Genomic DNA, 21,366 nt, shown 5'->3' on the forward strand with positions numbered 1-21,366 from the left:
GCCGGTCGCCGGTGCGGGCTGCGCGGCCAGCGGGCCGGGCGCACCGGTCGTCGGCAGATTCGGGCCGATGAGCCCTCCGGAGCTGGCCTCAACCGGCGGACGGCCCGGGCAGAAACCACTACGCACGAACAGCTAATCGCACCTTAGCGTCGCAATTCTTGCGCACGCGGCTTCCCTGAAAAGGTGACCCTTCAATTGAATTTTCTTAATCTTCCAAAGAGTCCACATCGACCGCCTCGCCTCCGTTTGCATGCCCGCAAAGGAGTGATTATGCTCGAAGGTGGGCGGAAATTGCAAGCCCCAAGTAGAAACATCCGAGTGATGCGGAATTAGGTGATCCATCATGGCCCGGAAGGTAGTTACACTTCGGCATCTCCAATGCTTTGCGACCGAAGATACCAGCACCGACGAAATATATCTGACCGTCGATGGGGTACGTTCCTGGCCTCAAAGTGGCATCTTCTCCATGGGTGGTGTCGCCCCGCGCGAGGTCCCGATGCACATCGAGAAAGTCATTCCTCGGAATGGAGTCGTCACCGTCAAACTTTTCGATGAGGACAGTCCCGACGGGGATGACGAACTCGGTGAGCTGGTAGTCAGAGAATCCGACGTGGGCGACCTCGCATTTGACTTCACGCGAGACGAAGCGCACTACAGGCTCAGCTACAACGTCGAATAGGACGAGTACGGGAGTTCTTCGCGCTGGGCACCTTGTCGGCCTCCAACGAGGGCCCACCGAGGCGGCTCCGTGCCGAAGCCGCCCAGTGCAGTAGGACTGGCTGCGCCCTTGAGCTGGGGCGGATTCTTTGTCCCGTCCCAGCTTCTCTCTTGCCCCCGTGTCGGCGTCTACTGGGCTGGTCAGTCGGCCATTATGGCCATGCCGTGGTGTCACGGGCCGGAGCCGGGCTGCTCGGGATGCGGGCCAACTCGTCGAATATCTCGTCAATCTGACGCGAAAGGATCGAACTCGCGTCCTCCTCCAGAGCGGTCTGTCATCCTGGAGACCGATCGAGAGGGGCCGCAGGTACGGAGTGGAAGACCCACGGTGAGCCACAGGTCTACACCAACAAGTGGGTGAATCTGTGTCTGGTCGACGTTCAACAGCCTGATGGACGCAGGTGGGAGTACCACGTCGTCCGCCTCCGGCACCTGGCCGTTGCCGCCGTGGTCAATGACCGCCAAGAGGTCCTGATGATGTGGCGTCACCGCTTCATCACCGGCTCTTGGGCCTGGGAGCTGCCCATGGGCTTGGTCGAGGACGGCGAGACCCCGGAAGAAGCTGCTGCCCGCGAAGTTCTGGAAGAGACCGGCTGGCGTCCCGGCCCCATCAAGCCTCTGATCTATGCAGAGCCGGCGAACGGGATCACCGACTCGCAGCACCACGTTTTCCGCATCGACGGCGCCACGTACGCCGGTCCGCCCAAAGAGAAGAACGAGTCCGACCGCATCGAGTGGGTCCCACTTTCAGAGGTGCGCGGGATGATAGACCGCCGCGAGGTCGTGAGCAGTGGATCGCTCGTCGGCCTGCTCTACCTGCTCATGGACGAAGCGATCCGCTGACCAGCGGGAGGAGTTCCCGTAGCCGTGCCTCGAAGGCCAGGGCTACGGGCTCGTGCCTGTGTGGGCCAACTGGTCGTAGAACTCCCTGAGATGCCCTGACACGCGCTCGGAAGCCACCGCCGACGCGGGTTCGCGTGCTTGCGTGGCGGTGTGACACGCCTGGTCAAGCTTGCCCTGGTCAAGCTGCGTACGCGCCAGCCAGAACGAGTGGAAGGCGCGGCCTCGCTGGTTGGTGTGGTCCTCCCGCCGCAGGGCGTCCGCGATCAAGGGTTCTGCGGTCGCCGCTTCGCCCAGACGGCCATGGGCGATGCCCGTGTCCACGATGAGCTTCGGCTCGTCGAGGTAGGTCACCCATGAGGGGTCTGGATCACTCGCGCCGATCTGCTAATTGGCTGTGTGCTTCCCCGATCGCCCGATGCGTGTCATCACGGTTGCCGAGAGTGGCGTGGGCGAATGCTTCGCGCATGGCGAGCATCGACATGACGCGCGGCGTGCTGCCGAGTGCTGACCGAGCCTGGTCCTGGGCGGCGGTCACGAGTGCCAACGAGTCCGCGGGCTTGTCCTGGTAGGTCGCCTGCAAGCTCATACAGGCAAGGACGTTGGCCATGAACTGCCGGTCGTCGATCTCCTTCGCCAGTTGCAGGGCCTCGGTGAAGTAGGCACGAGCCTGGTTGTACTGGCGGGCGTCGAAGTAGGTCCAGCCTGTCAGGCGTGCCAGCTCGGCCGCGATGCCGTACAGACCGTTCTGGATGGACGGCGGTCGGCTCTCCTTCAAGAGTCCGACGACATAACGGAGCTGGCCGACAATGGCTGGCCGCAGTGCTTCGCCACCGTGCTGGTCGTCTCGTCGCCAGTAGTCCTCGATCGAAGAGCGGAAAGCTTCAAGCGTGGCCTTGTTCAGACTGGTTCGCGTGGCCAGAGCCAAGATGCTGTCCACATCGGGACCTGGCAGAGACGCGGGGGCCTGCTGCTCCGGCTCCGGTGTCTGGGGCGCCTCGCGCTCGTCGACCACGAGGGCCTGAGGCGTCTCCCACGCTCGGCGGGCAAGCCCGAGCATGTCTCCTGGGATGCGCAAGCCGCCTGAGATTCGCTCAATGACGTCCATGTGCTGCAAGTGGCGTCGGCCTGCGATGACTTCGCCCACTCGGCTCGGCGTCAGGTCACAACGCCGGGCGATCATCGACGGGTAGATCCCCGCCCTGACCTTCACCAGCCGGAAGACTCTGGCGAAGTCCCGGACCCGACACGCATCGATCATCTCGGGATCGGTGAGCAGCCTGGCCGGCAGTTCCTGCGGCCGGTCCGGGTCGGGCATTGGCAAGCGGCGCGGTGAGCTGCTGAGGCTGCGCTGGTCGGACGTGGATCTCCATGAAAGCGTCCTCACCGTCCGGCAGGCCCTACAGCGGGTCGGCGGCGAGCTGCTGATCGTCGCGCCGAAGACTCAGCGCTCGGCCCGCCGCGTGGCCCTGCCGTCCGAGTGCGTGAATGCGCTTCGCGCTCAGCGCGCCCAGCAGCTCGCCGACCGGAAAGCCGCTGGCTCGAACTGGAAGGGCACGGCCCAGGGCCTTGTCTTCACCACGAAGAACGGCACCCCCATCGAGCCGCGCAACCTGAACCGCTCCTTCGAGGCGCTGTGCGTCCGCGCCGGCGTCCGCAGGATCCGATTCCACGACCTGCGCCACACGTGCGCCTCGCTGCTCCACGAACAGGGCGCCGACGCCCGCATGATCATGGAGATCCTCGGCCACAGCTCGATCCGCGTGACCATGGACATCTATACCTTCGTCCGACTCGACTCCCAGCGCTCCGCTTTCGACCGTGTCGGGGACGCACTGAGGCACGACAACAACGATCTGGACGGGCACTGATAGTGCTGCGGCAACCGACGACCGAACGTCCGAACGATGAATACCTGGGGCGCATGACGGGAAACCCAGCCGGTCGGCCTATTCGGGCAGGCGCGCCGCTCCGGCGGGCCCGAGTCTGGGGCCATGCACAGGTCCAGGGTGATCGTAGAACCCCCGGACAGCCGTGGCCTGCGGCAGGTCCGTGTGGGTGGCGAAGCGGTGGGCGCGGCCTGGTCGCTGCACGATCTTCGGAAGGTCCTCATCCGCAACGGCTTCCCGGAAGACGTGGACCTCACGGACCGTGCGCTCATCTCCTGGCGCAAGGTCGGCAGCGACAGCTGGCCCGACAACCCGCGCAAGAGACACGCAACCGCCGTATTCATGGCCGCGGGGTTGACCGCGTCGGCGATCTTCCTCATCGTCATCGGCAGCGAGGATGCCTTCGGCGCCCTGACCTTCGCGTCGCAGGTGAGCGGTTTCCTCCTCTTCCTCGCAGGCGTCGCGCAGCTCCTATCCGTCGGCGCCGTGCAGGACTACTGGGGAAAGCGGACGGCGCGCTACTCCGGGTTGATGGTCCTGGTCAGCGTCCTCATTGCGGCGCTGGTCCACTCCATGCTCGTGGCCCTTTGGGCTCAAGAGAGAGAGTTCACACCATGGGCCTTCAACTACATGCCGCTGGCGGTGTGGTCGCTGCTGGCGACCTGCATCGTCGTCCGTGAGAGGGCATGGCAGGGCATCCCGCACCCCAAGCAAGTCACTGCGGGCGTGCTGGCGACCGCGCTGATCGCCGGCGCGAACTTCGCGTACTCGGCCGTTTATCAGCCGTACGCGACGAACCCGCAAATCACACTCAGCGCCAAGTTCGGTAAGCCACAACTGGACGCTGCGGACCAGGTACTCCATATTCCGGCGACCTTCTCCCTCCAAAACACTGGAAAGGTGCCTATCACGATCCTCGGCAGCGGTTTCTGGGTGGAAGGCAGGACGTCGGATCCTGAGAACGGCGATAAGGGCATTCTCGGCGCCAGGAAGGACGCGGAAGCGCTGGAGGACAGTGAGCTGTATACCGGCTTGCCAAAGTGGCGCCTAATCACTACTGGACTGATCATCGATCCCGGAGACTGGTTCGACCCGGGGACAGCACAGATCAAGGAAGTGGACGTGCAAGTGCCGCAGGGTGTCGACTACGAGAGCCTGCGGGCCTCCGGGGACGTGACCGTGCTCAGGAAGGACCGGGGCCAAGTTAGCGACGCTTTCGTGGGTGAACGGTACTCCTGGGACGAGGGAGAAACCGACATCATCGAGTGTCCGCCGGACTATTGTGGTGACTACGTCTTGTACATGGGAGACCTGACCCACAACAACAACATCATCAACGTGACGCGCAGAAAACGCTACGTTTTCGCGATCCGTTTCCTTGGCGACAATTCGAGCATGTTTGTATTCGTTGCCCCGCTCAACGCCCGGGGAAAGGTATCCGTCAAGACTGAGCCCGAAGAGACATACGGAGTGCAGATCATCCCCACCGGAACCGTCGTCATACCCTTTGCTGCCATCCGGAGAGCCGCAACCTAAGGGCTGTCCCGCAAGTGCTGTGGCAGGAGCGGTCCGCGCGGTGGCTGAACTCTCGCACGTTTTGCATGCCCGGGACTGCGGGGAGAGCCTGGAAATGGCGAGGCTGCCGCCCGGCAGCCGTGACTCGCAGCAGTAACTGGAGGTCTCATGGCTGTCCTGGTGGAGGTTGAGTTTTCGGGAGTGACAGCGCAGCAGTACGACACTGTGGATCAGCGTGTGGGCGCGCGAGCGGAGCAGCCTCCTGAAGGGCTGCTGTTCCACACGGCGATCATCACGGACACAGGTTTGCGGGTCGTTGACCTGTGGGAGTCGACCGCGGCGTGTGAAGCGTTCATCGCGAACCGGCTCCAGCCCGTCATCAGGGAGGTGGGCTACCCCGAGCCGTCGTCCGGGCCGAAGTTCTCGAATGTGCACTATCACTTCGAGCGGCGGCAGCCGGTCGGCGCCTGAGGTTCCTGAAGCGACAGGCTCCAGGGCACGGCCCCGCACCCTTCACGGTTACGGGACAGCCCTTAGGCTGGGCGGCCGGCGTTCCGACGGGTTCTTCGCCGTCACCTTCGTCAGGGCCTCCTGCGCGGCCGCCTTCCTTGGCTGGCTGCCTCACGTCACTGGCGGCACGGTCGCGCTTTGTGAGTCCAGCAACCCCATGTGAGGCGTTGCGCTGCACCGCAAGCAAGTGGACCGCGTTCCGAGCGGCGCCGTTGGGGGTGAACTGGACGGTTGAGCACCTGGAACGAGCGTCGCCGACCTGGTGCTGACAGGTGTGACTCGTGTTCGCACTCTGAGGGGTTGCCGTCAAACACTGCCGTCAAGTCACATGTGAGAGGCCCTGTGGATCGCTCCACAGGGCCTCTCACATGCTGTGCACTCGGCAGGATTCGAACCTGCAACCTTCTGATCCGTAGTCAGATGCTCTATCCGTTAAGCTACGAGTGCTTGTTCTGTTTTATCGCCGCTCCCGGGCCTTCCGGCTCGCTCGCGGCGACAGGAAGAACATTACATGACTGCCGCCGCCATGTGAAATCCGTTAGCCGCACCCCTTGTGACCTGCTGAAACCGTCACCAGGGCGTCCGGGCCCGCACGACGCCCTCGGTAGGACGAACTGGACGCGCGCACACCCGGCCCGTCGATGGCTCGACGGGCCGGGTGTGCACAGAGAGCCACCAGTCAGGGCCGATCGCTGTGCTCGAAGCCCGATCCCTGACGAAGGCCGGGATGGACCTGGTCAGCAAACCTCGGAGGAGGCGGCAGCGAAGGGCCTGTCGTTGATCATGAGCTGACCCACGGCATATGTGCACACACCTGACGTGTTGGCGCCGTTGCTCCACACCTCGTACGCCGGGCGGGCCTTGCCGACCCCACCGTGCCGGTCGCCGTCACGCGTCACGACTGCCGTGTACACGCTCGACCAGGCATTGTCCCTGAACGACTCCCACACCCAGACGTAGCTGTAGTTCTTGCCGCACCCGTAGTACTGCTTCACTGAGGCTGCCGTGACTCCTCCAGTGCCCTTGATGTAACCGGTCGCGCCGATCTGCGAGACGCTGGAACAGCCCGGCGGTGTCGCTGCCGCCGCAGGGCCGGCGCTGATCAGCGTGGCCGAGACAGCGGCTGCCACGACGGTCATAATGGTCGTTATGCGTCGCATGTTTCCCCCACATTCGAATCATCGATGGAGTGCGATTCCATCGAAGATGGCGAACCAAGGAAAGGGCAGTAATGTGGAGCAAAATTAGGCATCCAGCGCAAGCGGCCCTGTGACATGGCTCACTGCCTGAAGAATTGAAGGGCCCGGCCTGCCGATAACGGCCGTTTACTCGAGACAGCACGGCCCGAAGGCTTTCTGCGGCCATGTACGCGCTGTTCTTGAGAAGGCCCCGAAAACCTGACGGAAAAGCTCAGGGAGTCCGGAACGACATGCCGGACTCCCTGAGCTGAGGGCGGAGGCGGAGGGATTTGAACCCTCGATGGGCTTTAAGGCCCAAACCGCATTAGCAGTGCGGCGCCATAGACCGGACTAGGCGACGCCTCCAGCATCACTCCCGCGCGAGCGCGAGCGGTGCGTGCCGATGATGACACAGTCGAGCGTGCTATCACCAATCGACCCCTACGGTACTAGGCGGGAAGGGCGCAGGGCAAAGGCCTTGTCAGGCCCGTGCGGGCCTCCGCCCGTGGGGCCGCGCGCAACATCCGGGGCCGTGCAGCGTTAGGCAGGGCATGTTGCGTGCCACTCCCCGGGCCACCGCCCGCCCCGCCCTGCGGCGCCTCCTCGTCACCGCCGCCTCCGTCGCCGCCGCCGGATCACTGACCGCGGTGTCCCCGGCCGCGTATGCCCAGGCTGACGGGACCGGCCTGTTGTCCCCGACCCGGCCGGGCGAAGGCCCGGACCGCGATCACCTCACCCTCACCGTGCGCAATGCCGGCGGCGGGGCCGACGGAACGTTCGAGCTGTACTGCGGCCCGGATGGCGGCAGCCACCCGGACCCTCGCGGCGCCTGTGCCGCCCTGGAGCGGGACACGCGGTGGGGACAGGACGCCTTCGCGCCCGCCCCGGAAGGCGGCTTCTGCACCATGCAGTACGGCGGACCGGCCACCGCGCACGTCACCGGCACCTGGGCCGGACGGCCCGTCGACGCCACGTACGACCGCCGTGACGGCTGCGGGATCGCCCGCTGGGACCGGCTCGTGCCGCTGCTGCCGGACGTGGGGGCCGAGCAGCGGCCCTGAGGGATCCACTGGAAGCGCGTGTCGGCACTTGGCGTCCCTATCCGGCCACGCACGCCCTCATCCGGCCACCCGTGCGAAAAGGTACAGAAACACTGTCCTCGTAAAGGTCCCGCGAAGGTCCCGCGACGTCGTTGCAGGAGGGCGGGCGTTTCCGGTTAGTCGGTCATCAGTTCGGGGTCACTTCCTCGTGCGACCTCGCTCTCATCCGGCGTCGCGAGCGCAACCACAGCCCTTAGACTCCCTCGCGTGACACGCCGCGGGACGGTTGGCAAGATGGCCCGAGCGGTCGGCAAGGTGCGGTAACAGGGAGGAAGCGTCTCGTGAGCAGCAGGCCATCCCGAGGCGCTGCTCGCCTCGCAGCCATACTGGACGCTCTTCCCGACGCGTTGGTGCTGGTCAACGCCAACGGGACGGTCGTCAACGCCAACACCATCGCCCTGGAGGCCTTCGAGACGCCGGGGACCGCTCTGGTGGGGCGCGGGCTGCTCGATCTGCTGCCGCAGTTCGACTCCAAGCTCATCCCGGGGTCCATGCGGCGGCCTGAGCACCTCGATCCGCATGCCCGGACCAAGCCGACCCGGATGATCGCGCGCAGGACGGACGGGACCGAGTTCCCCGTCGAGGTCACCAGTGCGAATCTGGAGAACGGGCAGCAGGCCTACGACGGTTACGGCTACACCGGCGACGAGTTGCTCATGCTCGTCGTACGGGATCTGTCCGGGACCGTGGACACCGAGGCCGAGCTGGCGCGGTCGCAGCGGCAGACCGAGATGATCCTGCGGGCCGCGGCCGAGGGCGTCGTCGGGACCGACACCGACGGGCGGGTCGTGCTGGTCAATCCGGCCGCCGCTCAGATACTGGGTTTCCGGGCCAGCGATCTCGGCGGGCGCGCACTGCACGATCTCGTACTGCACTCGCGCGCCGACGGGTCGCCCTTCCCGTACGAGGAGTCGCCGCTCGCCGACACCCTGCGCTCCGGGCGCAAGCACCGGGTGCGCGGGCAGGTGCTGTACGCCAAGGACGGCGGCAAGGTGCCGGTCGATCTGACGACCGCGCCCGTGCGCGACGGTGACCAGCTCGTCGGCGCCGTGATGACCTTCACCGACCGGCGGCCGTACGACGCCGTCGTCGAGGAGAAGGAGGCGGCTCAGAAGCGCCACGAGGAAGAGCTGGAGCGGATCGCCGAGGAGCACGCCTCCGAGCTGACCTCACTGCGCCAGCAGCACGTCACCGAGCTGGAGGAGCTGCGCGAGCGGCACGCCGAGGAACTCGGCGCGAACGAGGAGCGGTACGCCGCACTCGGGGAGCGGGAGAAGGACCGGTACGAGGCGCTCGCCGCGCGGCACGAGCAGTTGCTGACCCTGCTCGGGCAGTCGCTGCGCGGGCCGCTGGAGGAGCTGCGGCGTGAGCTGGCCGCGCTGGCCTCGGACGACGCCGGGCAGCTGTGGCCCGAGGCCAACCAGGTGCTGCACCACCTGTCCGCCGGCTATTCGCGTATCACCACGCTCATCGACAACGTCCTCGGCTATCAGCGGCTCGACGCGGGCAGCGAGGGCATCTCCCGTACGAAGGTGATGCTGGACGCCGTCGTCGCCGCCGGGGTCGACGGAGCCGTCGAGCTCATCGGGCCCGGGCGCGTGCAGTTCGCCGTCCACGCGCCGCCCATCGAGGCCGAGGTCGATCCCCGGCTGCTCGCCACCGCCCTCGCGCATCTGGTCGCGGACGTGGCGGGGGTCGACGCGACCGGCAACACGCCCGTGTCGGCGGGCGGTTACATGGACAACACCGTCGTGGTCGCGGCGGCGCAGCGCGGCGAGGTCGTGCGCATCGAGGTGCGCGGGCCGTACGCCGGCGGCGACACCGTGCACGAGCCCATCGTCCGGGGGATCGTCCGGGCTCACGGTGGCGTGCTCCAGACGCATGCAGTGCCGGGGATGAGCGGTAACGCGTACGTCCTCGAAGTGCCGATCGGGGGCGGGGCCGGGGCGGTTGCCGCGGATGCCGCATCCCAGGCCTCCCAGGCGGTCGACGAGGGGCTGCCCGCTGCCTCCGGGGAGCAGACCTCCGGTGGTGGGCGGCGCCGGGCGCGGCGGGCCAACACCGACGCCTTCCTGGACGCTGATGTGGCGGCTGAGGGTGATGGGCCCAGTGGGGCCGGTGCCGAGGGGGCCGCGCCCACCGGGCGGCGCAGGAGGCGGGCCGCCGGGGAACCGGCTGTCCTTCCCGCGCAGGCTTCCGGTGAGGACGCGGCCGTGTCGGGCGGTACCGGGCGGCGGCGGCGTGCGGCCGAGCAGGCCGGTGCGGCTCCGGCCCTGCCCGTCGGAGGTGCCGTCCAGGGTGTCGCCGAGGGGGCCGTCGTCACGGCCGCCGAGCATGCGGCGGGTACCGCCGCCTCGGGCACAGGGCTGGGCGGGACCGTTCCGCCGCAGGGCGTACCCGCGCCCGCTGGGCGGCGGGCCCAGCGTGAGCCCGGTGAGCAGCACGCGCTGCCGCCGGCACTGCCCGCGCCGTCCGGCGAGTCCGCCGCGGGTTCCGGCGACGCGGTCCAGGGACAGGCCCAGGCTTCACAGCCCACCGGGCGTCGGCGGCGGGCCCTGGCTGCCGCTGCCGAGCGGGCGGCCGCGCAGGAGGCGGCGGCAGGGCCGCGTCCGGTGTTCGCGCTGCCGCCGGCCGAGGCGGATCAGGCCCCGGCCGGACCGGCCGGCCCTGCCGACCAGGGGCAGCAAGTCACGCCAGGCGGTGTGCCCGCTCAGGGGCAGGGACAGGGTGCCGTGGCGGTTCCCGGTTCGGCTGCCGTCGGTGAGGTGGCTGCCGAGGAGGGGCGGCACGACGCCGTGCCGCACGACCAGTCCGCCGATCACACCCCGCCCCAGCCGCATCCCACGACTGCGCCGACCGGGCGTCGGCGGCGGGCCGTTGCGGCTCAGCCGGCCGAGGGGAGCGGAGTTCAGGCGCCGGGCACGGCGCCTGTGCAGGGTGACCCCGCGCAGCAGGACGTCACCGGTCAGGTTCCGGCGGGCCAGGCCGTTCCGGGGCAACTCGCCCCGGGGCAGGGTGTGCCCGTCCAGGCCGGGGTGGCCGCCGGGCAGGTCGCGCCCGGTACGGCCGTGCCGCCGCAGGGCGTGGCGGTTCCGGCGCAGGGAAACGCCGCTCACCCGCAGGGCGACGCCGTTCAGCCCCAGGGGAACAGCCCGCAGGGCACCGTCCCCCTGCCGCAGGGCACCGCAGTCCCGCCCCAGGGCGTCGCCGTACCCCCGCAAGGTGTGTCCGTCCCCGCCCCAGGCGGTCTCGGGCACAGCGTGCAGGCGGCCCTGCCGGGTCAGGCGCTCCAGCCTGCCTCCCTGAACCAGCCGCACGGTGCGCAGCCCCTGCCACAGCAGGGCGTCGCCGCGCCGGAGCAGCAGCCCTCCGCCGGTCAGCCGCTCCCCGCCGAGGCCGGCCCCGGGCAAGGCACCCCGGCCCAGGGGACCCCTGCTCCGGGCATTCCGGCCCAGGGCACCGCCACCCCCGCAGCCTCGTCCCCGGTCCCGTCCCCGGCCCAAGGTGCCCCCACCCCCCAGCCACAGCCCTGGCCCGCCGCCGACGGCAGCACGGGGGCCGGTGTCGCCATGCCCCCGAACGGCACGGCACAGCCCGTGCCCGCGAACGGCGCGGCACAGTCCGTACCGCCCAACAGCACCACCCACCACCCCGCACCCCCGAACGGCACCCCCGCGGCCCCGGCCCCGCAGCCTCACACCCCGCCCCCGGGCACCCCGTTGCCCCCGGAGGGCGCGGCGCAGGCGCAGCGGGCGGCTCAGCCCCTGCCCGCGGAGGCGGCCGCGCCCGTCGACCCGAACTCGACGCAGGGGCGGGCGATCAGCGTGCGGACGCTGGGCCAAGGCGTGCCGTTCAACCGGCAGGCGGCCCATGTGCAGCAGCCGTCGGGCGTGCCCGCCGCGCGTCCCTCGGCCGCTTCGGCCCCGCAGGCGCCGGGTGTGCCCGTCTCCCAGCAGTCGGCGACGCCGCCCCCGCACCAGTCGGGCGGATCGGGCCGGCGCCGCAAGCTCGGCACGCCGCCCGACCCGGCCGCGCGGACGGAGCAGACCGGGCGGAACGAGCAGCCCGCCCGCCAGGAACCGGCGCCTCGCCCGGAGCAGGCCGCTCGCCCCCATCCGGCGGCCGAGTCGACGCCCGCGCAGGGCACCGCTCCGGCCCCGGCGCCCGTCCCGGCCCAGCCGTCCCTCGCCGGTCAGTCACGGCTCGCGCAGATGACCGAGGGCGGTGGACGGTCGTACGCCATAGGCGCGCCGGACGAGAACGCCGCCGAGGGGCCGGAGCCGCTGGACGGGCCGGGCGGTGCCGTCGAGGTGGCCGATCCGCCGCTGCCGCAGCCGATGGATGACGAGTTGCCGCCGGAGCCGCTGGACAACCCGCGGCGGCTGCTGGTGTGGCCCGCGCCGGACGTCAGCACCTCGCAGGCGCTGAGCGACCGCGGCTACCGGCCCGTGATCGTGAACTCGCGCGAGGAGGTCGACGCGCAGATCGCGGCCTTCCCCGCCGCGCTGTTCGTCGACCCGCTGACCGGGCCGATCACGCGTACGGCGTTGCAGTCGCTGCGGCAGGCCGCCGTCGCCGCCGAGGTGCCGGTCCTGGTCACGGCCGGACTCGGGCAGGCCTCGCGGGACGCGGCGTACGGTGCCGATCCCGCCGTCCTGCTGAAGGCGCTGGCGCCGCGCGACAGTGAGCAGCACCCGCCGCGCGTGCTGCTGATCGAGGAGCACGCGGAGATCGCACTGGCCCTCACGGCGACGCTCGAGCGGCGCGGGATGCAGGTCGCGCGGGCGGCGAGTGACGCCGACGCGGTGACGCTGGCGGGGCAGTTCCGGCCGAACCTGGTCGTGATGGACCTGATGCAGGTGCACCGGCGGCAGGCCGGGATCGTGGACTGGCTGCGCGCGAACGGGCAGCTCAACCGCACCCCGCTCGTCGTCTACACGGCCGCCGTCGACCAGGCCGACCTGCCGCGGCTGGCCTCCGGAGAAACGGTGCTCTTCCTCGCCGAGCGGTCCACCAGCGGCGAGGTGCAGACCCGGATCGTCGACCTGCTGTCCAGGATCGGGACCAACTAGGGGTGGCCGGACCCCCTATAAGGGGGTCCGGATAAGGGAGTCCGGGCGCGCTATCGGGCCGTGAGGCGGCGGGCCGCCTCCTTGACCGAGGTGCGCAGGCGGTCCCGGTCGGGATCCTCGCCGCCGACCAGGATGCGCCGCATCTGCGGCACGACCGCGGTCCAGTTGGCCAGGGCCGTCAGCAGGAACAGCAGGTCGGCCGCGGGGATCGCGTCGGTGACGACGCCCCGGTCCTGGCCGTCCTGGAGGGCGGCGACCTTGCGGGCGTAGTGCTCCTGGCGGTCGGACTCGTGGGGCAGTTCGGCGCTGCCGTACTCCAGGCCCTCCCAGAAGAGCAGGCGCAGCAGCTCCGGGTGGGCGGCGTGGTAGTCCATCAGGCGGTCGATCCAGCCCCCGATGTCGTCCGGGTCGATGGGGACGGCCTCGGCGAGGTGGAGCATCTTCCTCTCGAGGACGATCGCGAAGAGCTCCGCCTTGTTGCCGAAGTAGGCGTAGATCAACTGCTTGTTGGCCTTCGCCTCGGAGGCGATGCGGTCGATGCGGGCGCCGGCGATGCCGTGCCGGGCGAACTCGGCGACCGCCGCCTCGAAGATCCGGGCCTTGGTGGCCTCGGGGTCCCTTGCTCCCATGGGGGAGAGGGTAGCGCGCCAGGTAACCAACTGTTTGGTTGACAGGGATCGAAGAGCGGCTGACACTGTTGACCCATCAGCCAACCAACCAGTTAGTTGTTAGAGCCGACTCGAAGGAGTCCTCCTTCCATGCCGTCAGCGACCACGGCCACGAGCCGCCGGGCCGACACCACCCCCGTGCGGGAGGCGCGTACGCCCGCCCCCGGTCTCTTCCTCACCCTGATCGCCGTGTGCAGCGCGGTCACCGCCGCCAACATCTACCTCGCCGCGCCGCTGCTCTCGCTCATGGCGCGCGACTTCGGCTCGGCGCCCTCGGCCGTCGCCTGGATCGCCTCGGTCGCGCAGCTCGGCTACGCGGTCGGCCTGCTGTTCTTCGCCCCGCTCGGCGACAGCGCGAACCGGCGCCGGCTGGTCGGCGGGCTCACGCTCGTCACCACCGTCGCGCTGGCCGCCAGCGCGGCCGCCCCGGGTGTCACCGCCCTCGCGGTCGCCGTGTTCGTCGCCTCGGCCGCGACCGTCATCCCGCAGCTGCTCGTCCCGCTGGTCGCCGAACGCGCCCCGGCCGAGCGGCGGGCCCGCCATGTCGCGGCCGTCATCGCGGGCCTGTTCACCGGCATCGTCGCGGCCCGGGTGCTGGGCGGGCTGGCCGGGCAGGCCTTCGGCTGGCGGTGGGTGTTCGCGGGCGCTGCCGTACTCACCCTCGTCCTGGGGCTCGCGACCACCCTCGTCCTGCCGTCGCAGCGGCGGCGGGAAGGGCCGCTGTTCGCCGGGCTCGCCGCGCTGCCCTCGGTGCTGCGCCACTCGCCCGACCTGTGGCGCGCCTGCCTGCGGCAGGCCGGGATGTTCGGGGCGTGGAGCGCGCTGTGGACCTCGCTCGCCCTGCTGCTGACCGGGCCGGTGTACGGGCTGTCCACCGCGACGGCCGGGCTCTTCGGGCTGTTCGGACTGACGGCGACCGCGGTGGCACCGCTGGCCGGCGGACTCGTGGACCGGTTCGGCGCGGCGCGTGTGGTGCGGTCCGCGTATCTGCTCGCCGCCGCGTCCGTACCGCTGTTCTGGCTGGGCGGGCACACGCTGGGCGCGCTGTTCGCCGCCGCGGTCCTGATCCACGCGGCGCTGGTGGCGTCCCACGTCGCCAACCAGACCCTCGCCCTGACCGCCACGTCCACCCCGGCCACCGCCAACACCGCCTATGTGGTCGCCGGTTTCGCGGGCGGCGCCGGCGCCTCGGCCCTCGCCGGGTTCGCCTTCAGCCACTTCGGCTGGGGCGGGGTGTGCGTGGTGGCGGGCGTGTGGCTGGTGCTGGGGTGGGGGGTGACCGCCGTACGACGGTGACGTCATGGGCCTACGGCGGTCAGCTCGGCGCGGGTCAGAGCCGGGTGATGTCCAGCTCCCCCTGCGCGTACTGCCTGCGCAGCACCTTCTTGTCGAACTTGCCGACGCTCGTCTTCGGCACCGCCGGGATGACCGTCCAGCGCTCCGGGAGCTGCCACTTGGCGATGTTGCCCTCGTCGGCGAGGAAGGCGCGCAGGGTCTCGAAGGTGGCGGTGGAGCCCTCCTTGAGGACGACCGTGGCCAGGGGGCGCTCGCCCCACTTCTCGTCGGGGACGGCGACGACGGCCGCCTCGGCGACCTCGGGGTGGGACATGAGGGCGTTCTCCAGCTCCACCGACGAGATCCACTCGCCGCCGGACTTGATGACGTCCTTGGCCCGGTCGGTGAGGGTGAGGTAGCCGTCGGGGGAGATCGTCCCCACGTCGCCCGTCTTGAGCCAGCCGTCCTCGCTGAACTTGTCGGCGGGGCGCAGGGGGTCGGCGCCCGGGCCGTTGTAGTAGGCGCCGGCGATCCACGGGCCGCGCACCTCCAGCTCGCCGGCCGACTCGCCGTCCCAGGGGAGGCGTTCGCCGCCCGGGCCGGTCAGCCGGGCCTCGACGCCGGACGGGAAGCGGCCCTGGGTGAGGCGGTAGGCGAACTCCTCCTGCGTGCCGACCACACCGGCCGGGGGACGGGCGATCGTGCCGAGCGGGGACGTCTCCGTCATGCCCCAGGCGTGGCAGACCCGCATGCCCAGCTTGTCGAAGGCCTCCATGAGGGACGGCGGACAGGCCGAGCCGCCGATGGTGACCTGGGTGAGGGAGGAGACGTCGCGGGGGTGCGCGGTCAGCTCGCCGAGCAGGCCCTGCCAGATGGTCGGGACGGCGGCGGCGTGGGTCGGCCTCTCGCTCTCGATCATCGCGGCGAGCGGGGCCGGCTGGAGGAAGCGGTCCGGCATCAGCATGTTCACGCCGGTCATGAAGGTCGCGTGCGGCAGGCCCCAGGCGTTCACATGGAACTGCGGCACCACGACCAGCGAGGTGTCCTCGTCGGTCAGGCCCATCGACTGGGCCATGTTGACCTGCATGGAGTGCAGATAGATGGAGCGGTGGCTGTAGACCACGCCCTTGGGGTCGCCGGTGGTGCCGGAGGTGTAGCACATGGAGGCGGCCTGGCGTTCGTCCAGCTCGGGCCAGTCGTACGAGGTGGGCTTCCCGGTGATCAGGTCCTCGTATGCGTGCACCCGCGCGGTCGCGTCCGCGAGCAGGGAGCGGTCCCCGGGGCCGGAGACGACCACGTGCTCGACCGTCTTCAGGTGCGGGAGCAGCGGGGCGAGCAGTGGGAGCAGCGAACCATTGGCGATGATCACGCGGTCGGCCGCATGGTTGACGATCCAGGCCAGCTGCTCGGGCGGGAGCCGGAGGTTCAGGGTGTGGAGGACCGCGCCCATGGAGGGGATCGCGAAGTAGGCCTCCACATGCTCCGCGTTGTTCCACATCAGGGTGGCGACCCGGTCGTCACCGGTGATGCCGAGGTCCTCGCGCAGGGCGTGTGCGAGCTGGGCCGCGCGGGCGCCGATCTCGGCGAAGGAGCGGCGGTGCGGCTCGTCCTCACCGGTCCAGGTGGTCACCTGCGATGTCCCGTGGATCGTCGACCCGTGGGTCAGGATCCTCGAGATCAGCAGCGGTACGTCCTGCATGGTGCTCAGCACGGCGTCCTCCCGGGGCGACATTGCCTGCGCGGTGGTAAAGGTTGCGCTGATTCTGCGCACATACCGCGCGGTATGTCACTAGGACCGGGTGATCGATCAGGTCACGGCTGCCGACGGAACCGCTCAGCGGCGACCGACACGTCCGCTCAACTACGGACAAGCCCCAGCTCAGCGTCCTCGCGGAGCTTGCCGAGCGCACGGGAGACGGCCGACTTCACCGTGCCCACCGAGACACCGAGCACCTCGGCCGTCTGGACCTCGCTGAGGTCCTCGTAGTACCTGAGGACTACCATCGCCCGCTGCCGGGCCGGCAGCCGCATGATCGCCCGCCACATCGCGTCTCGCAGCGCCTGCTGCTCGGCCGGGTCGTCACCGCCGGACACCGGCTCCGGCTCGGGCAGCTCGTCGCAGGCGAACTCGTCGACCTTGCGCTTGCGCCACTGCGAGGTGCGCGTGTTCAGCAGCGCCCGGCGCACATAGCCGTCGAGGGCGCGGTGGTCCTCGATACGCTCCCAGGCGACGTACGTCTTGGTGAGCGCGGTCTGCAACAGGTCCTCCGCGTCGCTCGGGTTGCCGGTGAGCGAGCGGGCGGTACGCAGCAGCACCGGCTGGCGGGCCCTGACGTACGACGAGAACGACGGGTACGGAAGAGTCCGCGCCGCTGGTGCAGCGGCCTTCGACGCGCTGGTGCAGACGAGTGTGGTCATGGCTCAACGCTATGAGCGCAGCCACCTCGGGCGGATCGGCCGCAGGTCCCTAAGCGGGGTCCCCCTCAGGTTGTAGGGGTGGGGTCCGCCGCACCTCCTGTAGGTGGAGCGGCGGACCCGGGGTACTGCGGGTTCACCCCTGAGGGTCGGCGGTCAGTACGAGCCCCGACGTAGGCACGCCCGTCCCCGCCGTCACCAGGACCCGCTCCGCACCCGGTATCCGGTTCACCGCCGTCCCCCTGATCTGCCGGACGGCCTCCGCCACCCCGTTCATGCCGTGCAGGTACGCCTCCCCCAGCTGCCCGCCGTGCGTGTTGAGCGGCAGGCGCTCCTCGGCCACGAAGTCCGGTGCCTCGCCGGGGGCGCAGAAGCCGAACTCCTCCAGCTGCATCAGCACGAACGGCGTGAAGTGGTCGTAGAGGATGCCCACGTCGATGTCGGCGGGCGCGAGCCCCGAGGTCCGCCACAGCTGCCGGGCCACCACCGCCGTCTCGGGCAGGCCGGTGAGGTCGTCACGGTAGAAGCTGGTCATCTGCTCCTGCGCCCGCCCCGCGCCCTGGGCGGCCGCCGCGATCACGGCGGGCGGGTGGGGCAGGTCGCGGGCCCGTTCCACGGAGGTGACGACGAGCGCCTGTCCGCCGTCCGTCTCCTGGCAGCAGTCCAGCAGCCGCAGCGGCTCGGCGATCCAGCGGGACGCGGCGTGGTCGGCCAGGGTGATGGGCCGGCCGTGGAAGTACGCCGCCGGGTTGGCCGCCGCGTACGTGCGGTCGACGACGGCCACGTGCCCGAAGGCCTCCGGGGTCAGCCCGTAGGTGTGGAGGTAGCGCCGGGCCGCCATCGCCACCCACGAGGCCGGGGTGAGCAGGCCGAACGGCAGCGTCCAGCCGAGCGCCGCGCCCTCTGCCGACGGCTCCCGGTGCCGCACCCCGGAGCCGAAGCGGCGGCCCGAGCGCTCGTTGAACGCCCGGTAGCAGACGACCACGTCCGCCACTCCCGCGGCGATGGCCAGGGCCGCCTGCTGGACGGTGGCGCACGCCGCGCCGCCGCCGTAGTGGATCCGGGAGAAGAAGGAGAGCTCGCCGATGCCCGCCGCCTGGGCGACGGTGATCTCGGGGCTGGTGTCCATGGTGAACGTGACCATCCCGTCCACGTCCGCCGGCCTCAGCCCCGCGTCCGCGAGGGCCGCGCGCACCGCCTCGACGGCCAGGCGCAGTTCGCTGCGGCCCGAGTCCTTGGAGAACTCGGTCGCTCCGATGCCGGCGATGGCGGCGCGCCCGCCGAGACCGTCCCGCCCTCTGAGGCTCATCCCCAAATCCTCACCGTCACCGTGCCCGTGACGTGCTTGCCGATGCCGTTCGCGCCGACGACCCGGACCGTCACCAGGTCCCCGTCGACCTCCTCGACCGTGCCCGTCAGCACCATCGTGTCCCCGGGGTGGTTGGGCGCGCCGAGCCGGATCGCCACCCGGCGCAGCTCGGCCCGGGGTCCGAAGTGGTCGGTGATGTACCGCCCGACCAGGCCGTTGGTCGTCAGGATGTTCATGAAGATGTCGGGGGAGCCCTTCTGCTGGGCCGACTCCGGGTCGTGGTGCACGTCCTGGTAGTCCCGGGAGGCGATCGCCCCGGCGACGATCAGGGTGCGGGTGATCGGGATCTCCAGAGGCGGGAGACGGTCCCCGGTGTTCATCGCGTCACCCCCTGGAAGACGGGCAGCACCAGTTCGTCGTCGTACCGCCGGAAGCAGAGCCGTACGGGCATGCCGACGCGCACCTTGTCGTACGGCACTTCCACCACGTTGCTGATGATCCGCACGCCCTCGGCGAGCTCGATCAGCCCGACCGCGTACGGGGGCTCGAAGGCCGGGAAGGGCGGGTGGTGCATGACGACGTACGAATAGACCGTGCCCTCGCCGCTCGCCTCGACGGTGTCCCACTCCGCGGAGCCGCAGCTGTTGCAGCCCGGCAGCCAGGGGAAACGCAGGGTGCCGCAGCCGGTGCAGCGCTGGATCAGCAGCTCGTGACGCGCCACGCCCTCCCAGAAGCCGGCGTTGTCGCGGTCGACGACGGGGCGGGGGCGGCGCTCCTTCGGGGCGTTCAGGGCTTTCGGCCGGCGTGCGGGGGCGTATTTGAGGATGCGGAAGCGGTGGGTGCCGGCGAGTTCGCCGCCCGCTCTGATGTCCGTGCGGGTGGTGACGAAGTAGCCCGCTCCCAGTTTCGTGGTCTTGCGTTCCGACACCGACTCGATCACCGAGTCGAAGGTGATCTCGTCCCCGGGGCGCAGGGGGCGGAGGTACTCCTGCTCGCAGTCGGTGGCGACGACCGCGTCGTGGCCCGACTCGTCGAGCAGGCCGAGGAGTTCGTCGTACGCCGCCGTGCGCTCCGGGCGGCGGGAGAGACCGGCCATGGTCCACGCCTGGAGCATGGTGGGGGGAGCGATGGCGTCCGGGCCCGTGTACGCGGGGTTGGTGTCGCCCATGGCCTCGCACCAGTGCCTGATCATCGGCTCGTTGACGGGGTCCCGGCCGGCCCCGGTGGCGGCGGCCGGGCGGCCCTCGTAGGCCTTCAGGCGCGCCTCGAACTCCTCGTGGACCTCCGGCTCACCATTCACGGTTCCTGACTGTCCGTCAGATGCGCGGTTCCGTCAAGGCCCCGCAGCCGCCGAAAACGCCTTCGCGGCGGTACCGAAGTGCCGCCGCGAAGGCGCTTGTCACCCCACGAAGCACACACCCACACAGGACGCGGACCGATGCCGGCGGATCGGACCGCTCAGCCCACCACCACAGCGGGGCGAAGCTGACAGCGGTGCTGGCGTAGCCCTGGTTGACGGCCGTGAACGCCGAGCCGCTGACCTGGGCGGTGCTGCTCCGGCTGGAGGCACCCTCACCGACGGCTTGCTGACGGGTGGTGGCCGCGTTGCCGAAGTTGTCACCGCCGACGCCGCTGCCGAGGACTTCGGAACCAAGGACGTCCATGGCCGACCCTGCATGAAGCGCTGCTGCCACCAGGGAAGTCGGCCGACCGCCCCGGTGCGGTACGCGGCGTCGCGAGTCCGGAGGTGCCCACCGGATCCCCGGCGCACCACACCCGAAGCCCCTGTTCGCACTCAAGCGTGATGACATGCCGATAAGCCCCTTTGCGCCCCTTCCGTTCCGAACAGGAGCAGAAGGGGGTGCTCGAACCCAAGTGCCGCAAGGGACGGAGCGTTCCAGCACCTTTCCCCTCCGGCCCCCCCGCCCCGGCGCGTCACACTCGCTCCCTCTTTCCTTTTTCGAACGTACGTACGAAACTAGGAGCATGGCCACCACCGACCGGCAGGCCACGACGCTGGCCCTCGCACACGCCCTGTCAGCCGCCGAACGCGGACTGGCCGTCATCCCCCTGTCCCGCACCAAGCTCCCGGCGCTGCGTTCCCCGCACCGCGACGACCCCGCCCCCTCCCCCTGCCACGGCGAGTGCGGCCGGCTCGGCCACGGGGTCTACGACGCCTCCAGCGACCCGGCCCGCATCCGCGAGCTGTTCGCCGCGGCGCCCCGGGCGACCGGATACGGCATCGCCTGCGGCCTGCCCCCGCACCATCTGATCGGCATCGACCTGGACGTGAAGACCGGCACGGACTCCTCGGCCGCCCTGCGCGAACTGGCGCTGCGACACCTGTTCACCATCCCGCCGACGGTGGTCGTCGTGACCCCGTCCGGCGGTCGCCACCTCTGGCTGAGCGGCCCGCCCGACGTGGTCGTCCCCAACTCGGCGGGCCGGCTCGCGCCCGGCATCGACATCCGGGGCGCCGGCGGCTACCTCGTCGGCCCCGGCTCCCGCACCGGCCAGGGCGTGTACGCCGCGGCCCCGGGAACCGCGCACCTGGCCCCCGCCCCCTGCCCGCGCTCCCTCCTGCGCCTGCTCCTCCCGCCGCCCCGCGCCCACCACCCCACGCCCCCGGCGACCGGCGGACACGGGCAGGGCCTGGTGCAGTTCGTCCTCGCCGCGCACGAGGGCCAGCGCAACACCCGGCTGTTCTGGGCGGCCTGCCGGGCCTACGAGGACGGCATCGGCCCCGTGCTCGTGAACGCCCTGGTCGAGGCCGCGCGGGGTACCGGCCTGTCCGAGAGTGAGGCCCGGGCGACGATCGCGTCGGCGGCACGGATGACGGGGCACCGGCCGTGAGCGGCACCCCGTCCATGAGCACCGA

16 protein-coding genes, 2 tRNA genes and 2 pseudogenes are annotated in these 21,366 nt (G+C 70.3%); 9 read left to right on the forward strand and 11 right to left on the reverse strand.

Annotated features, from left to right (window positions below):
- Positions 1 to 343 precede the first annotated feature (343 nt).
- Positions 344 to 679, forward strand: a complete 336-nt coding sequence (locus AOQ53_RS44220) for a hypothetical protein (protein WP_148640375.1) — start codon at positions 344 to 346, stop codon at positions 677 to 679.
- Positions 680 to 1,074: 395 nt separating this feature from the next.
- Positions 1,075 to 1,560, forward strand: a complete 486-nt coding sequence (locus AOQ53_RS24570; protein ID WP_059420491.1) for an NUDIX hydrolase — start codon at positions 1,075 to 1,077, stop codon at positions 1,558 to 1,560.
- Here the strand turns inward: AOQ53_RS24570 and AOQ53_RS24575 are convergent.
- A pseudogene (locus AOQ53_RS24575) lies at positions 1,538 to 2,875 on the reverse strand (hypothetical protein). The gene AOQ53_RS24570 and the pseudogene AOQ53_RS24575 overlap by 23 nt on opposite strands.
- On the opposite strand from AOQ53_RS24575, the gene AOQ53_RS24580 reads away from it, so the two are divergent.
- From AOQ53_RS24580 to AOQ53_RS24590, 3 genes are all read left to right on the forward strand, one after another.
- Entirely contained in the window at positions 2,829 to 3,428 is a 600-nt protein-coding gene (locus AOQ53_RS24580) for a site-specific integrase (RefSeq protein WP_269085470.1), read from the forward strand. The pseudogene AOQ53_RS24575 and the gene AOQ53_RS24580 overlap by 47 nt on opposite strands.
- A gap of 138 nt (positions 3,429 to 3,566) precedes the next feature.
- A complete protein-coding gene (locus tag AOQ53_RS24585) occupies positions 3,567 to 4,982 on the forward strand; it encodes a hypothetical protein (protein WP_148640376.1) in 1,416 nt (471 codons plus the stop codon).
- A 147-nt stretch (positions 4,983 to 5,129) separates the two neighbouring features.
- Positions 5,130 to 5,432, forward strand: coding sequence for a hypothetical protein (locus AOQ53_RS24590; RefSeq protein WP_059420493.1), 303 nt, complete (start codon positions 5,130 to 5,132; stop codon positions 5,430 to 5,432).
- A gap of 413 nt (positions 5,433 to 5,845) precedes the next feature.
- Here AOQ53_RS24590 and AOQ53_RS24595 read toward each other — a convergent pair.
- The 3 genes from AOQ53_RS24595 to AOQ53_RS24605 all read right to left on the reverse strand — a co-directional run bounded on the left by AOQ53_RS24595 (position 5,846) and on the right by AOQ53_RS24605 (position 7,015).
- Positions 5,846 to 5,918 (reverse strand) — tRNA-Arg (locus tag AOQ53_RS24595).
- A 290-nt stretch (positions 5,919 to 6,208) separates the two neighbouring features.
- On the reverse strand, positions 6,209 to 6,601 hold the full coding sequence (locus AOQ53_RS24600; RefSeq protein ID WP_148640377.1) for a hypothetical protein: 393 nt from the start codon (positions 6,599 to 6,601) through the stop codon (positions 6,209 to 6,211).
- A gap of 323 nt (positions 6,602 to 6,924) precedes the next feature.
- A tRNA-Ser gene (locus AOQ53_RS24605) sits at positions 6,925 to 7,015 on the reverse strand.
- 185 nt (positions 7,016 to 7,200) lie between these two features.
- On the opposite strand from AOQ53_RS24605, the gene AOQ53_RS24610 reads away from it, so the two are divergent.
- The gene (locus AOQ53_RS24610; protein ID WP_059420496.1) at positions 7,201 to 7,710 is read left to right on the forward strand and encodes an SSI family serine proteinase inhibitor; all 510 of its coding nucleotides are present in this window, start codon (positions 7,201 to 7,203) and stop codon (positions 7,708 to 7,710) included.
- A 320-nt stretch (positions 7,711 to 8,030) separates the two neighbouring features.
- Positions 8,031 to 12,821: a hybrid sensor histidine kinase/response regulator gene (locus AOQ53_RS24615; RefSeq protein ID WP_236711801.1), complete on the forward strand. Its 4,791-nt coding sequence runs from the start codon at positions 8,031 to 8,033 to the stop codon at positions 12,819 to 12,821.
- A 50-nt stretch (positions 12,822 to 12,871) separates the two neighbouring features.
- Here AOQ53_RS24615 and AOQ53_RS24620 read toward each other — a convergent pair whose 3' ends face one another.
- Positions 12,872 to 13,450, reverse strand: a complete 579-nt coding sequence (locus AOQ53_RS24620; protein ID WP_059420498.1) for a TetR family transcriptional regulator — start codon at positions 13,448 to 13,450, stop codon at positions 12,872 to 12,874.
- Positions 13,451 to 13,579: 129 nt separating this feature from the next.
- Between AOQ53_RS24620 and AOQ53_RS24625 the strand changes: the two genes are divergently transcribed.
- A complete protein-coding gene (locus AOQ53_RS24625; RefSeq protein WP_059420500.1) occupies positions 13,580 to 14,785 on the forward strand; it encodes an MFS transporter in 1,206 nt (401 codons plus the stop codon).
- A gap of 34 nt (positions 14,786 to 14,819) precedes the next feature.
- Here AOQ53_RS24625 and AOQ53_RS24630 read toward each other — a convergent pair whose 3' ends face one another.
- From AOQ53_RS24630 to AOQ53_RS41560, 6 genes and pseudogenes are all read right to left on the reverse strand, one after another.
- Entirely contained in the window at positions 14,820 to 16,496 is a 1,677-nt protein-coding gene (locus AOQ53_RS24630; protein ID WP_059420502.1) for a long-chain fatty acid--CoA ligase, read from the reverse strand.
- Between the two features lie 125 nt (positions 16,497 to 16,621).
- Positions 16,622 to 17,182, reverse strand: a complete 561-nt coding sequence (locus AOQ53_RS24635) for a SigE family RNA polymerase sigma factor (RefSeq protein ID WP_059420504.1) — start codon at positions 17,180 to 17,182, stop codon at positions 16,622 to 16,624.
- 133 nt (positions 17,183 to 17,315) lie between these two features.
- The gene (locus AOQ53_RS24640; RefSeq protein WP_059420505.1) at positions 17,316 to 18,488 is read right to left on the reverse strand and encodes a lipid-transfer protein; all 1,173 of its coding nucleotides are present in this window, start codon (positions 18,486 to 18,488) and stop codon (positions 17,316 to 17,318) included.
- Entirely contained in the window at positions 18,485 to 18,868 is a 384-nt protein-coding gene (locus AOQ53_RS24645; protein ID WP_059420506.1) for a MaoC family dehydratase, read from the reverse strand. Before AOQ53_RS24645 ends, AOQ53_RS24640 begins: the two co-directional genes overlap by 4 nt.
- Complete coding sequence (locus AOQ53_RS24650; RefSeq protein ID WP_059420508.1) at positions 18,865 to 19,788, reverse strand: bifunctional MaoC family dehydratase N-terminal/OB-fold nucleic acid binding domain-containing protein; 924 nt, start codon at positions 19,786 to 19,788, stop codon at positions 18,865 to 18,867. Before AOQ53_RS24650 ends, AOQ53_RS24645 begins: the two co-directional genes overlap by 4 nt.
- A gap of 166 nt (positions 19,789 to 19,954) precedes the next feature.
- Positions 19,955 to 20,248 (reverse strand): annotated as a pseudogene (locus AOQ53_RS41560) (hypothetical protein); the annotation flags it as partial.
- A 226-nt stretch (positions 20,249 to 20,474) separates the two neighbouring features.
- Here AOQ53_RS41560 and AOQ53_RS24660 point away from each other — a divergent pair.
- Positions 20,475 to 21,341 carry a bifunctional DNA primase/polymerase gene (locus AOQ53_RS24660; RefSeq protein ID WP_059420510.1) on the forward strand — a complete coding sequence of 289 codons (867 nt, stop codon included), beginning with the start codon at positions 20,475 to 20,477 and terminating at the stop codon, positions 21,339 to 21,341.
- The last annotated feature ends 25 nt before the right edge of the window (positions 21,342 to 21,366 follow it).

The organism is Streptomyces azureus (genome assembly GCF_001270025.1).
Taxonomy (GTDB): Bacteria; Actinomycetota; Actinomycetes; order Streptomycetales; family Streptomycetaceae; genus Streptomyces; species Streptomyces azureus.